This is a genomic window from Mesosutterella faecium, from assembly GCF_022809315.2.
Classification (GTDB): domain Bacteria; phylum Pseudomonadota; class Gammaproteobacteria; order Burkholderiales; family Burkholderiaceae_F; genus Mesosutterella; species Mesosutterella faecium.
The window spans coordinates 637,607-649,880 of sequence record NZ_JAKZJU020000001.1 but is presented as its reverse complement, the minus strand read 5'-3'; the positions used below and the strand labels follow the sequence as shown (position 1 = coordinate 649,880).

Annotated in this window: 13 protein-coding genes and 1 tRNA gene; 13 read left to right on the top strand and 1 reads right to left on the bottom strand. The window is 62.2% G+C overall.

Going from position 1 to position 12,274, the window contains the following annotated elements:
* The first annotated feature begins 29 nt into the window (after nt 1–29).
* The 8 genes from MUN46_RS03085 to rapZ all read left to right on the top strand — a co-directional run bounded on the left by MUN46_RS03085 (nt 30) and on the right by rapZ (nt 6,821).
* The gene (locus tag MUN46_RS03085; RefSeq protein WP_243376458.1) at nt 30–797 is read left to right on the top strand and encodes an enoyl-CoA hydratase/isomerase family protein; all 768 of its coding nucleotides are present in this window, start codon (nt 30–32) and stop codon (nt 795–797) included.
* A 105-nt stretch (nt 798–902) separates the two neighbouring features.
* Nucleotides 903–1,886 carry a KpsF/GutQ family sugar-phosphate isomerase gene (locus MUN46_RS03080; RefSeq protein ID WP_243376457.1) on the top strand — a complete coding sequence of 328 codons (984 nt, stop codon included), beginning with the start codon at nt 903–905 and terminating at the stop codon, nt 1,884–1,886.
* Nucleotides 1,886–2,431: a KdsC family phosphatase gene (locus tag MUN46_RS03075; RefSeq protein WP_243376456.1), complete on the top strand. Its 546-nt coding sequence runs from the start codon at nt 1,886–1,888 to the stop codon at nt 2,429–2,431. The genes MUN46_RS03080 and MUN46_RS03075 overlap by 1 nt, the downstream gene beginning before the upstream one ends.
* Before the next feature lie 6 nt (nt 2,432–2,437).
* Nucleotides 2,438–3,007, top strand: coding sequence for an LPS export ABC transporter periplasmic protein LptC (lptC, locus tag MUN46_RS03070; RefSeq protein ID WP_243376455.1), 570 nt, complete (start codon nt 2,438–2,440; stop codon nt 3,005–3,007).
* Nucleotides 3,008–3,024: 17 nt separating this feature from the next.
* Nucleotides 3,025–3,630 (top strand): lipopolysaccharide transport periplasmic protein LptA, encoded by a 606-nt coding sequence (gene lptA, locus MUN46_RS03065; RefSeq protein WP_243376454.1) that lies wholly within the window; start codon nt 3,025–3,027, stop codon nt 3,628–3,630.
* 3 nt (nt 3,631–3,633) lie between these two features.
* Nucleotides 3,634–4,428, top strand: a complete 795-nt coding sequence (gene lptB, locus MUN46_RS03060) for an LPS export ABC transporter ATP-binding protein (protein ID WP_243376453.1) — start codon at nt 3,634–3,636, stop codon at nt 4,426–4,428.
* Nucleotides 4,429–4,445: 17 nt separating this feature from the next.
* A complete protein-coding gene (gene rpoN, locus MUN46_RS03055) occupies nt 4,446–5,906 on the top strand; it encodes an RNA polymerase factor sigma-54 (RefSeq protein WP_281069858.1) in 1,461 nt (486 codons plus the stop codon).
* 48 nt (nt 5,907–5,954) lie between these two features.
* Complete coding sequence (gene rapZ / locus MUN46_RS03050) at nt 5,955–6,821, top strand: RNase adapter RapZ (RefSeq protein WP_243376451.1); 867 nt, start codon at nt 5,955–5,957, stop codon at nt 6,819–6,821.
* On the opposite strand, the gene mutY is transcribed toward rapZ, so the two are convergent.
* Nucleotides 6,812–7,879, bottom strand: coding sequence for an A/G-specific adenine glycosylase (gene mutY / locus MUN46_RS03045; protein ID WP_243376450.1), 1,068 nt, complete (start codon nt 7,877–7,879; stop codon nt 6,812–6,814). The genes rapZ and mutY overlap by 10 nt on opposite strands.
* Nucleotides 7,880–7,978: 99 nt before the next feature.
* Here mutY and MUN46_RS03040 point away from each other — a divergent pair, with 99 nt between their 5' ends.
* From MUN46_RS03040 to MUN46_RS03020, 5 genes are all read left to right on the top strand, one after another.
* Complete coding sequence (locus tag MUN46_RS03040; RefSeq protein ID WP_243376449.1) at nt 7,979–9,709, top strand: tetratricopeptide repeat protein; 1,731 nt, start codon at nt 7,979–7,981, stop codon at nt 9,707–9,709.
* On the top strand, nt 9,706–10,245 hold the full coding sequence (locus MUN46_RS03035) for a lipoprotein insertase outer membrane protein LolB (RefSeq protein ID WP_243376448.1): 540 nt from the start codon (nt 9,706–9,708) through the stop codon (nt 10,243–10,245). The genes MUN46_RS03040 and MUN46_RS03035 overlap by 4 nt, the downstream gene beginning before the upstream one ends.
* Nucleotides 10,235–11,116 (top strand): 4-(cytidine 5'-diphospho)-2-C-methyl-D-erythritol kinase, encoded by an 882-nt coding sequence (gene ispE, locus MUN46_RS03030; protein ID WP_243376447.1) that lies wholly within the window; start codon nt 10,235–10,237, stop codon nt 11,114–11,116. The genes MUN46_RS03035 and ispE overlap by 11 nt, the downstream gene beginning before the upstream one ends.
* A gap of 14 nt (nt 11,117–11,130) precedes the next feature.
* Nucleotides 11,131–11,207 (top strand) — tRNA-Gln (locus MUN46_RS03025).
* 93 nt (nt 11,208–11,300) lie between these two features.
* Nucleotides 11,301–12,251 (top strand): ribose-phosphate pyrophosphokinase, encoded by a 951-nt coding sequence (locus MUN46_RS03020; RefSeq protein WP_243376446.1) that lies wholly within the window; start codon nt 11,301–11,303, stop codon nt 12,249–12,251.
* The last annotated feature ends 23 nt before the right edge of the window (nt 12,252–12,274 follow it).

Below are 12,274 nucleotides of genomic sequence, written 5' to 3'. Positions count from 1 at the left end.
GGCCGACCTTTTGGGAGTTCCCTACACAAATGAATTTCGTCATCGAAACCTCCTCGGGCGTTCGCTCCATCGCAATCAGCAACCCCGCCAAACGCAACAGCCTTTCCCTGGAAATGCTCGACGACCTTGCGCAGGCTTTGAAAGATGCGGACGGAGACCCGACCGTAAGAGTGATCCTGCTGCAGGGACTACCGGGGCTTTTCTCCGCCGGCACGGACTACGAGGCTCTCGACGGAGCCTCCGACTATTACGAGCGCGAAGAGCGCCTTCTCGATGCGATCGACGGCCTGAACAAGCCTCTGCTCGCGGCGGTGAGCGGACCGGCGGTCGGGATGGCCGTGATCATCCTGCTCGCCTGCGACATGGTTTTCTGCGGCGAGCACGCCCTTTTCTCCCTGCCCTTCAGTGCCATGGGGCTCGTGCCCCCTCACGGCGTCGCTGAGCGTTTGGCCGCCTGCTGCGGGCAGCGCTTCGCCGCGGAAAAACTCCTGCTGTCCGAACCGATCTCAGCCGAGGAAGCCCTGCGGCTGCGGCTCGTCAATGCCGTGTTTCCGGATGAGGCTGTGGTGCGGGAAACCGCGGCCCGGGCCCTGCGGCTGTGCAGGCTGCCCCCTCACGCGGTGAGGGCGGCCAAAGCCCTCGTCTGCAGCGCCTGCCGTTCAGATCTGTCCCAGGCGCGGCGCAACGCGCTTGAAGCGCACCGCGTGCAGTGCAGAACCGACGAGGCTAGCCTTGCAAGGGCCGCTTTCCTCGAGGGGCGGAAGCCCGATTTTTCAATCGAAGGCCAGGGTTCCTGACGGCCCCTACAAACGGAAACGGTTTTCCTGCCCTGCGGGGGCTCTGACCGATTCCCCGGCAATGTATCATTAAGAAATTGCCCCCTATTAATGGACTTGGTGGATATGAATTCCGATAAACAGGACCATGGCATTCTGGCCTTGGCCGGGGAGGTTCTGGCAACAGAGGCCGCCGCGGTTAGCGCGCTGAAGCCGCGCCTTGACGGAAACTTCGCCCGGGCGGTCCGCGCACTTTTGTCCTGCAGGGGCCGCGTGGTGGTGACCGGCATCGGCAAAAGCGGCCATATCGCCCGCAAAATAGCGGCCACCATGGCCTCCACCGGCACTCCTGCCTTCTTCGTGCACGCCGCCGAGGCCTCTCACGGCGACCTCGGCATGATCACGCGCGATGATGTGCTCATCGGAATCTCCTACTCCGGGGAGACGAGCGAGGTCCTCGCCATCGTGCCCGTCATCAAGCGCGAAGGCACGTTCCTCATCTCCATGACGGGGAACCTGGAGAGCTCACTCGCCCGCGAGTCCGACATTGCGCTCAACGTACACGTCGAACGTGAGGCCTGCCCGCTCAACCTGGCCCCGACCGCCTCCACGACGGCGACTCTCGCCATGGGAGACGCACTGGCGATAGCCTGCATGGGCTCCAAAGGCTTCACAAAGGAAGACTTCGCCCGTTCGCACCCCGGCGGCTCGCTGGGCCGCAGGCTTCTTCTGAGAGTCTCGGACGTCATGCGGCGCGGCAATGACGTGCCAGCCGTGACGCCGGGCACCAATGTCCTGCAGGCCGTCCAGGAGATCAGCCGCAAGGGCATAGGGATGACTGCCGTGGTGGACTGTGAGCGCCGCCTGCTCGGTGTTTTCACCGAAGGAGACCTCCGGCGCCTGATCGAGCGGGTAGGGGACATCCGGCGCTACAGGATCGAGGAGGTTATGACCGCCACGCCCAAGTCCATAGCGCCTGAGGCCCTCGCCGTCGAGGCCGCGCAGCTGATGGATCGCGGCAGATGCAACCAGCTGCCGGTTGTAGACGAGAAGAGACGCCTGGTGGGGGCGTTAAACCTGCACGATTTGATGACGGCAAAGGTGATCTGATGACGTTAGAGGAAAAGGCGAAAAAAATAAAGCTTGTCGTGCTGGACGTGGACGGCGTTCTCACTGACGGGCAGATCATCACCAGCTCACAGGGAGAGCTCTGCAAGCACTTCAATGTGAAGGACGGCCTGGGCATCAAGCTGATGATGGCCGCCGGCATCGACGTGGTCATCATTACCGGGCGGCGCTCGGCCATCGTGGGCGCGAGGCTGCGGGAACTGGGGGTCCGCGATGTTCTTCAAGGGCAGATCAACAAGAAGCGGGCCTTCCTCGACCTCATCAAGTCCCGCAGGCTTGAGGCGTCCGAATGCGCCTGCATGGGAGACGATGTGCCGGATCTGCCGGTGATGCAGCTTTGCGGCCTGCCCTGCGCGCCCTCTGACGCCGTGCAGGCCGTGCTCAGCCAGGCCGCTTTCGTCTCCAGCAGAAAAGGCGGCTTCGGAGCCGTCAGGGAAATGGCCGAGGCCATTCTGAAGGCACAGGGCAAATGGGACCAGCTGCTCGACAAAATCTATTTCAACCCGGAGCCGTCCCGGTTTAGGTAGAGAATCATGAGGGAGCGAATTTCGGCCATCGTCGCCATCGTGCTGTTGCTGCTTCTCATCGGGGCGAGCTATTTTTATGCGACTCAGTCGGGACTGAAGGATCTCAAATACATACCGGGCGAAAATTCTCCGGACTACACGGCTGAAAACATCACCGTGACAACCTTCGGTCCGGACGGCAATCCCCAGCGGCGGCTGATTGGGCGGCGCATGCTGCACTATTCGGATGACCGGACCGATGTTACAGAGCCCGAGCTCGTTGCTTTCGAGCCCTCGAAGCCCAAGGTCATCGCGAAGGCCCGGCGCGGCTGGACAAACGACGGCGGCCAGACGATAGAGTTCGAAGGCCAGGTCAGCCTGGATCGAGCCGCTTGGAAGAACTCAGCCGCCATGAGCTTTCGCACGACAAAACTCACGGCGTATCCCGACACCGAACGTTTCGTGTCGTCCGTCCCGGTCGCTTTCGCCTGGGGGGAGGACAGGACCACAGCGGGCTCCATGGTCTATGACCATGCCCGGGGAACGATCAGCCTGTCGGGCAATGTGAAGACGCACATCGTCCGGCAGAAAAAATAAATTGGGGATGGCATTAAATGCTTAAGAACAAAATCATCCTGATTGCCGCGACGGGCTTCGCCGCCGCGGCCGCCCAGGCCCTGCAGTCCGACAGCAGCAAGCCCATCGAGATCGCTGCGGACCGCTTTTCCGGTGACCAGGTCCAGCAGACCGCGATCTATACCGGCAACGTCGAGGTCCATCAGGGCACGCTGGAAATGCACGGAGACCGCATGGATCTCAGCGTCAACAAGAAGGGCTACCGAACCGGCGTCATGACTGGCCGCCAGGCGCGTTTCAAGCAGCAGCGTGACAACCCCGACCCACGCATCAGCGAGTGGATGCACGCCCAGGCTGACAAGATGATTTACAACGAGGAAAAGGACACCATCACCCTGATCACCAACGCCAGGCTCACGAGAACCGAAAATGGCGTGCTCAAGGACGAGGCGACGGGTCAGCTCATCGTCTACGACATCCGCAATGCCCGCTCCCAGGCCCAGGGCGGCACGGTAGGCGGCGAGCGGCAGCGCGTCACGACTATCATTGCGCCCCGGAAAAAGGACAATGAATCCGGCAGTTCGGCTAAAGACACCACGGGGCTCAGGTCGTCGGATTCCATCGGCACCCGCCGCAAGGAGTAAGCCGTGACCGATTCCCTGAACTCGCTTGTGAAAGGATCCCACACCCTTGAGACCCGGGCCCTGCGCAAAAGATACGGCAGCCGCATAGTGGTGAAGGACGTGTCGCTGCAGGTGAAAAGCGGTGAAGTCGTCGGGCTGCTCGGTCCAAACGGCGCGGGCAAGACGACCAGCTTTTATATGATCGTGGGACTCGTGCCGGTCGACGGCGGCTCCATCTACCTCGACGGGGAGAACATCACCCACCTACCCATTTACCGGCGCTCCCGCATGGGGCTTTCCTATCTGCCGCAGGAGGCGAGCGTCTTCCGGTCACTGACCGTCGAGGACAACATCCGCGCTATTCTGGAACTGCAGAAGGATGAGCAGGGAGCTCCCCTGGCCAAGAGCCAGATTGACGAGCGGCTGGAGGAGTTGCTCGACGAGCTTTCCATTCAAGGCGTGCGCACTAATCTCGGCATCTCTCTGTCCGGCGGCGAACGCCGCCGCACGGAGATCGCCCGCGCTCTTGCGGCCAGACCGAAGTTCATTCTGCTTGACGAGCCGTTCGCGGGCGTCGATCCCATCGCTGTCAATGAGATACGAAAAATCATCCGCATCCTCAAGGACCGCAACATCGGCGTGCTGATCACAGACCACAATGTCCGAGAGACTTTCAAAACCTGCGACCACGCCTATATCATCGCTGACGGCCACGTCCTTGCAGCCGGGTCCCCGGAGCAGCTCAGCCGCAACCCGGAAGTGCGGCGCACCTATCTGGGCGAAGACTTCGATTATCCCCGCAGCGCCGCGGATCGCTAACGCCGGAACTGACCGCATTGAGCAACGCACTGAAAATTGTTCAGAGCCAGAAAATGGTTCTGACCCCCCAGCTGAAGCAGTCCATCGAACTGCTTCAGCTGCCGACGGCAGACCTGCTGGAGACCATCAGCCGCACTCTCGAGGAAAACCCCTTCCTGGAGCTTCCGGAAGACTCGAGCGGGGAGGACTCGCCGCTTCGCGGCTCTCCGGAGTCCGAGGCACAGGCCCCGCGGCACGAGGAAGAGTCCGACTCAGCCGCCTCCGCTCCGCTCAACGACATGCCGCCCGAAGTCGACTTGGTTCACCAGCCCTGGGGAATGCCCGAAGGTGACGATGAATACTCTCCTATCGATCGCGCGGTCTCTCTGACCACCCTTGCCGACCACCTGCAGGAAGAACTCGGGCTGCTGCGGCTCGATCCGGATATTTCCGCCAAGGCTTCCTTTCTGATCGGGGAGCTCGACGACGACGGTTTCCTGCCGATCTCCCTCGAGGAGGCGGCCAAAGACTTTGAGCGCATCACGTCCACCAAGCCCGCGGAGCCGGAGCAGTGGCAGGAGGCGCTCCGGGTGTTGCGCGGGCTCGATCCCATCGGCGTGGGCGCCTCCTCTCCGCAGGAGTCGCTGCTGCTGCAACTTGAGAGCAGAATCCAGTCCTGTCCGCCGGAAGAAAGAAAGATTCACGAGCTTGCGAAAAAAGCCATCGCCGAGCATCTCCAGGAACTAGCCCGGAAAGATTTCTCCCGACTGAAAAAGTGCCTTGGCTGTTCCGACGAAGAGGTCCGGGGACTCTACGGCTGCATCCAGTCGCTCACGCCAAGGCCCGCTGCGCTCTACAAAAGCTCGCCCACGCTTTATGTCATCCCCGACGTGTTCGTCAGGCGTCAGGCAGGCCGCTGGGAGGCGCTTCTCAATCCCGCCACCGTACCCCCTGTTCGCATCAACGAGCGGCTCGTGAGGCTGATGAGCGCTCAGGAAAACGGGCGGTCAAAGGAAATGAGCGGCTGTCTGACCGCCGCCAGGACATTCGCGCACAGCGTGAACCAGCGATTCGAGACCATCCTGAAGGTCGCTCAGGCCATAGTGCGCAGGCAGCAGGATTTCTTCAGCAGGGGCGAACTCGCGCTGACGCCCATGGTGCTGCGCGACATCGCCGAAGACACACAGCTGCACGAGTCCACCGTTTCGAGGGCGGTGAACGGGAAATACCTTCAGTCCTCCCGCGGAGTCTATGAATTCCGTCACTTCTTCAGCTCCCATGTTTCCAACGCCTCGGGCCAGGCGGTTTCGTCAAAAGCGATCCGCACTCTGATCCGCGAGTTCGTCGAAGGTGAACCGCCCGACAGACCGTTGTCCGACTCCCAGCTAGCAGCGCTGCTGGTCGGCAAAGGCTTCGCCGTGGCACGCAGGACCGTCGCAAAGTACCGCGAGCAGGAACAAATCCCTATCGCCTCGCTGCGGAAAAAAATCCCTCTCTGACGTACCATAGTCGCAGCGTTCAATTTCCGTACGGCAGGGGCTCCGTCCATGCAAGTTATCGTTGTGACCGGGCTGTCGGGATCCGGCAAGTCCGTGGCCATTAAGCAGCTCGAAGACAGCGGTTTTTACTGCATTGACAACCTCCCGGTTGACTTCATCGTACCGGTCGCGAAAGCCTTGGACTCGAGCGGGCAGCGGCACATCGCAATCTCGGTGGATGTCCGCACCCATGCCGCCCCTCAGAAGGCGAAGGAAAAGCTCTCCGAACTCAGACACCTGGGTTACGACGTGAAGGTGCTCGCCCTCACCGCCTCAACCCCGGCCATCGTCCAGCGTTATTCGGAAACAAGGCGCCGCCATCCCCTCACCCCCCTCAACCGCAGGCCCGGGGACCAGACCGGCCTGCAGGAGGCGATAGCCAAGGAGCGGGCCCAAATGGATCTTCAGGTCGGGGAGGTGCTTGACACGACCGACCTGTCGCCCTCGACGCTGCGCGCCTGGATCCGGCAGTTCATCAACGCGCCCGCCTCCGAAATGACCTTGTCCTTCGAGTCCTTCGCGTTCAAGAAGGGCATTCCCGTCGCCGCCGACCTCGTGTTCGATGCCCGCTGCCTTGCCAACCCCTACTACGAGCCGGGCCTGAGGGAGCTCACAGGAAAAGACGCTCCTGTCATTGAGTTTCTGGAGAAGAAAACAGACGCACTGAAATTTGTCGGCCACATCGAGGAATTCATCCGCACCTGGCTGCCCGCCTATATGTCCCAGGACAGGCACTACCTGACGGTATGCATCGGATGCACCGGCGGGCAGCACCGCTCCGTGTACGTGGCCGAGGCCCTCTTCCGGCGCTTTGCGCGCACGCCAGGCGCCGTGGTCCGCCACCGCGCTCTCGACAACAAGACGCCTCAGGGCTGAGTGCTTCCGGAAAGAAATTCAAGCGCCAGCTTCTTCACCGGAGCGGGCAGGGCTCCTTCGGCCGCCTCTGCGCGGCTGAACCACCGTCCCCTGCCGGGCAGGTCCGGGCTGCTGCCAGCGCTCTGAACACTCCAGACGAACATTTCAAGCCTGTAGTGCGTAAAGTCATGCAGCACTTTACGGTAGAAGCACAGGCTGTCTGCGTCCACCGCCTCCAACGCCTGAAGCCCCTCCCGAACGGTCCGGCTCTCTCCGCCGCCCTGCACGCAGGGAAAACACCACAGCCCTCGCCATACGGCTTTTTCCGCCCTTTTCTGCAGCCACAGTCCCTGCGGGCCTCGTATTATGAGAAACACCTCCTGCCGCACCTCCCGGCCCCGGCCTGCGGCCGCCGCCTTCCGGCCCGGAAAACTCTCTGGGCTGCCGGAGGCGAAGGCTGCACATCCGGCCCTGAGGGGGCAGTCCGCACAACGCGGTGATTTCTGCGTGCAGACCCCTGCCCCAAGGTCCATCAGCGCCTGGGTGTAACCGCGGCAGCCGCTTTGTGGCAGCTCGCGCCGGGCAATGGCCCAGAGCTCATTCTCGAAGGCGGCCTGGGAAGCACCGCGGCGAACTCCGAAGCAGCGCGAAAAGACCCTCCTTGCGTTTCCGTCCAAAATGGGCGCCGGTCTGTCCCAGCAGCTCGAGACGATCGCCCCGGCCGTCGACCGTCCGATGCCTGGGATCTGCATCAGAGCCTCGACGCTCCGGGGAAATTCCCCTCCGGATTCCGCTATTTTTCTTGCGCCTGCGTGCAGGTTCACGGCCCGGCGATAGTACCCGAGCCCCGACCAGTGTTTCAGCACCTCCTCCTCGGAGGCCCGCGCGAGCGACTCGACGCTGGGGAAGTCCTCGATGAACTTCAGATAAAAAGGAATCACCGTGCCGACCTGCGTCTGCTGCAGCATGATTTCTGACACCCACCTTTTATAAGGGTCTGTCGTCTTCTGCCAGGGAAGATCCTTCCTTCCCGAGCACTTCTGCCATGCGGTGAGGAGCGTCGCAAAATTTTTCATCATCCTTCTTCTCCCATCCCCGGCTTTCGCGGATCCGCAAAACATTTCCAGAAAATCGTTAGACTTGCGCCTAAGCACGCTTCTTCTTGTTAAGAGTCACCTATGCCTCTGGCTTTTTGGAGATCCCCTTGTTTCGCGATCTCTGCGGCGCTGGCCGCCTCGATCGCCTTCTGCCCCGCGGCGGGAGCGCAGCCCGGCTCGTCTCAAGCCGCAGGCGCTGCGGCCTCGTACCCGGCCCTTACGAGCGACGTCCTGTTCGAACTGATCGCCTCGGAGGTGGCCGCCCAGAGGAACCTCCCCGGCTCAGCTTACGCTACTCTGATGAAGACCGCCCGGGATACCGGCAACGCGGGCATCGCCAGAAGGGCGGTGGAAATCGCATCTGCCTCCAGAGCCTGGCGAGAAGCCGACGAAGCCCTGAAGCTCTGGGAGGAGCTGTCCTCCGATCCGTCGGACAAAAAGCTTGCGCACGCCCTGGAAGACGTCAGGGCAGGGCGCTATGAGAGCGCCGAGCCGGCGCTGGCGGAAGCATTGAAGGCCAGCAGCAGTCGCGAGCAGCTTCTCGGGCAGATAGTCGTCTTCTTCAGCGGAGCCGATGCCTCCCGGGCTTTTCCCGTCATAGAGCGGCTGGCCGACCCGAGCCTGAACGAAGACGAACGGCCGCAGCTGCCCCTTCTGCTGAGCCAGCTCGCTGCTCAGGCCGGCGAGCCCGCCAAAGCGCGGAAATTTGCCGAACTCGCCATCAGCCGCTCCGGCGGCAACGAGGAGGTGATCCGCCAGAGTCTTATCCCGCTTGCGATGACCAACAGCGCGGAGGCCATCCCCGCGCTCTCAGCATTTCTGAAAGCCCATCCCCATGCTGTCTGGGCCCGCCTGCTCTATGCGCGGGCGCTGGTGCTCAACAAGGAGGAAAAGGAGGCCGGAGAGCAGCTCCAGGCACTTTCCGTCGAGCCTTTGTCTCCTGCGCAGTGGTTTCAGCTGGGCACCTTGTCGGAAGCGCTCGGGAAAACAGACGACGCCTTCGACTTTTACAAGCGGAGCCTGCAGACTTCGGGACCGGGCGCAGGCAGCCACCTTGACAGCGCAAGATTCCGGCTCGGCGTCGTAAGCGAGGCGCGCAAGCGTCCCGAGGAGGCGATCGGGTGGTACTACAAGGTCGAGAAGGGGCCGCACTACGTGCCCTCACGGCTGCGGCTGGCCGAACTGCTCGCCGCTGCCGGAAAAACGGACCGAGCCGCAGCGGTTCTCGCCGGCACCCGGTCTGAAAAACCCGGGGAGCGCGCCGCGCTTGTCACGGCGCAGGCCCAGCTGCTCGACAGGGCGGGCCAACTGCAGCAGGCCTACGAACTTATGAAGGGCAGCGCAGGGGATCTGGCCGGGCAGCCCGATTTCCTCTACGACACGGCCATGATGGCCGAAAAGGTGAATGACCTGGAAGGTGCTGAGTTTTACCTGAGGAAAGTTCTCGCCCTTCGCCCGAATTCCGCCTCCGCCTACAACGCCCTCGGCTACATGCTGGCCGACCGCGGCCTGCGGCTACGCGAGGCGCTCGGTTACATTGAAAAAGCGGCCCGGCTCAAGCCCCGCGACCCCTATATCCTGGACTCCCTGGGCTGGGTGCACTTCAAGCTGGGCGACCTCGAACTGGCTGAGCGCTACCTGAAGCAGTCCATCGGGCTGCGCTATGACCCCGAGACGGCGGCTCATCTGGCGCAGGCCTACGCAAAAGCCGGCGATCTTGATGAAGCAAGAAAGATTGTCAGCGCCGGGCTTAAAAGGCATCCTGACAGCGCCCCGCTCAAAAAGCTCCAGGAAAGTCTCCCGCCGCCATGAAACGCAGGTTTTTCCTTGCCGCGGCGTTCGCATCGCTTCTGGCGGGTTGCTCCGCCCTGCGCCCACCCGATGGGGAGCGCGTTCAGCGGCAGATTGAGGGACGGTTTTCCATCTCGGTCGAATCCGGCGGCGACAGCCGCAGCGACCGCGGCTCCTTTGCCTGGACCGAGGCAGAAGGCTGGCAGAGGCTTGACATAGGCCACCCCCTTGCAGGCACCCTGATGCGCCTGACAATTTACCCCGGCCGGGCCGTCTTCGAGGACGGCGGCGGCAAAAAGCTCGAAGGCCGCTCCGCCCAGGCTCTGATGGCCGAATATCTGGGGTTCGATTTCCCGATTGCCGCCTTCAGGAGCCTGCTTGAGGCGAACGCCGCGACTGCGGACTCGCTCGAGTTGCAGGGCTGGGACGTCTCCGTGGTGCAGCGGACAAGCCAGGGGCTGCCCCAGCTGGTGAGGCTCAGAAAGGAACCTTCGGGAGGCTCGCCCCTCATCCGGGCCACCCTTTTCATTGACTCGAGGCACGGATATGCCCGTTGACTCCGACAGCTGCTTTGTCAACCTTCCCGCACCCGCCAAAATCAATCGCTTTCTGCACATCATCGGCCGCCGCAGCGACGGCTATCACCTTCTGCAGTCTCTTTTCGAACTCGTGTCCCTGTGTGACGACCTGAGCTTTCGAAAGCTGGAGAATGGAAAAATTGAACGGATCGGAGACCTTGCCTGCGCGACCGGGGATGACCTGTGTGTGCGGGCTGCCCGGCTGCTGCAACGTGAAGCCGGCTGCCGCGCAGGAGCCGTCGTCAAGCTGCACAAGAAAATACCGTCCGGCGCAGGACTGGGCGGAGGCTCTTCGGACGCTGCTACGACTCTGATCGCACTCAACCGGCTATGGGGCGCCGGCCTGTCCCGGTCCGATCTGATGGATCTCGGGGCAAGGCTCGGCGCAGATGTCCCGTTTTTCATCGGGGGACGCAGCGCCTTCGTCGAAGGTGTCGGCGAGCGCCTCAGCCCGGTGGATCTCCCAGACGAGCTTTTCGCGGTGATCTGGCCAGGCGTTGGTTCCTCCACCCCGCAGGCTTTCCAGCGCTTTGACTTGACAAGCCATCCTCAATCGTTGAAAATTAACGACCTTTGCGGCTGCCTCCGGAACGGCCGGCTCCGGCAAGACTTGCACAATGACCTCGAGCAGGTAGTTTCAGAGTCCATCCCTCAGGTCTCTGAAGCTCTTGACTATCTGGGAAGACTCGGCGCGGCCCGTATGACCGGGTCGGGTTCCGCTGTGTTCGCCGCCCTGAGCGACGGGAAGGCCGCTGAGGCCGTCCTCCGCCGGGCGCCGGAAGCCTGGCAGTGCTTCATTGTCCGAAGTCTGCACGAACATCCCTTGAGCGGATGGTTGGATAATATTTGATAGCTGTCCTCCGCAGGGGAGTCGCCAAGTTGGTTAAGGCACCGGATTTTGATTCCGGTATTCGCAGGTTCGAGTCCTGTCTCCCCTGCCAGCGAACCGGCGGCAGAAGCATAGATTTATTGTTTTTTTGTTTATTTTTTATAACTGCGGGACGATGAGCCCTGCGAGGATGAAGAGTTAAATCATGGTTTCCGACAAGCTTATGGTTTTCTCGGGCAACGCCAACCCCAAGCTGGCCCTGTCTGTCACGCAGCACCTGAACATTCCGCTCGGCCGCGCCACGGTGAACCGCTTCTCGGATGGGGAGGTTGCCGTTGAGATCAACGAGAATGTCCGCGGACGCGACGTCTTCGTCCTGCAGAGCACCTGCGTACCGGCCAATGACAACCTGATGGAGCTGATGATCATGGTCGACGCCCTGCGCCGCGCCTCGGCCCGCAGGATCACGGCGGCCATCCCCTATTACGGATACGCCCGCCAGGACCGCCGCCCGCGCTCCGCCCGAGTGGCGATCAGCGCGAAAGTTGTCGCAAACATGCTGCAGTCCGTGGGCGTTGACCGCGTGCTCACCATGGACCTGCACGCCGACCAGATTCAGGGCTTCTTCGACATTCCCGTGGACAACATCTACTCCACTCCGGTCCTGCTCAACGACATTCTTGCCCACCACTACCCCAACCTGATGGTGGTGTCGCCGGACGTCGGAGGCGTTGTGCGCGCCCGTGCCATGGCGAAGGCGCTCGACGTCGATCTGGCCATTATTGACAAGCGCCGCCCGCGCGCCAATGTCGCCGAAATCATGAACATCATCGGCGAGGTGAAGGGCCGCACCTGCCTGATCACCGATGACATCGTGGACACCGCAGGCACGCTCTGCAACGCCGCAAGCGCCCTCAAGGAGCGCGGCGCCGTGCGTGTCCTCGCCTATGCAGCCCATCCTGTTCTGTCCGGAAACGCCATTGAAAGAATTACAAATTCGCCCTTGGACGAGCTCGTCGTCACCGACACGATCCCGCTGCGTCCCGAGGCTGAAGCCTGCCCGAAGATCCGCCAGCTGTCCTGCGCGGCTCTGATTGGCGAAACCATCTCTCGCATTGCCAACGAGGATTCCGTAAGCTCTCTGTTTGCGGAGTAAAACCGCGGCTTCTCCGCTGGTCG

Bases quoted from the DNA above. Each gene is read 5' to 3' on its own strand.
- MUN46_RS03085 (WP_243376458.1), top strand. From the start codon at position 30: ATGAATTTCGTCATCGAAACCTCCTCGGGCGTTCGCTCCATCGCAATC.
- MUN46_RS03080 (WP_243376457.1), top strand. From the start codon at position 903: ATGAATTCCGATAAACAGGACCATGGCATTCTGGCCTTGGCCGGGGAG.
- MUN46_RS03075 (WP_243376456.1), top strand. From the start codon at position 1,886: ATGACGTTAGAGGAAAAGGCGAAAAAAATAAAGCTTGTCGTGCTGGAC.
- lptC (WP_243376455.1), top strand. From the start codon at position 2,438: ATGAGGGAGCGAATTTCGGCCATCGTCGCCATCGTGCTGTTGCTGCTT.
- lptA (WP_243376454.1), top strand. From the start codon at position 3,025: ATGCTTAAGAACAAAATCATCCTGATTGCCGCGACGGGCTTCGCCGCC.
- rapZ (WP_243376451.1), top strand. From the start codon at position 5,955: ATGCAAGTTATCGTTGTGACCGGGCTGTCGGGATCCGGCAAGTCCGTG.
- mutY (WP_243376450.1), bottom strand. From the start codon at position 7,879: ATGATGAAAAATTTTGCGACGCTCCTCACCGCATGGCAGAAGTGCTCG.
- MUN46_RS03040 (WP_243376449.1), top strand. From the start codon at position 7,979: ATGCCTCTGGCTTTTTGGAGATCCCCTTGTTTCGCGATCTCTGCGGCG.
- MUN46_RS03035 (WP_243376448.1), top strand. From the start codon at position 9,706: ATGAAACGCAGGTTTTTCCTTGCCGCGGCGTTCGCATCGCTTCTGGCG.
- ispE (WP_243376447.1), top strand. From the start codon at position 10,235: ATGCCCGTTGACTCCGACAGCTGCTTTGTCAACCTTCCCGCACCCGCC.
- MUN46_RS03020 (WP_243376446.1), top strand. From the start codon at position 11,301: ATGGTTTCCGACAAGCTTATGGTTTTCTCGGGCAACGCCAACCCCAAG.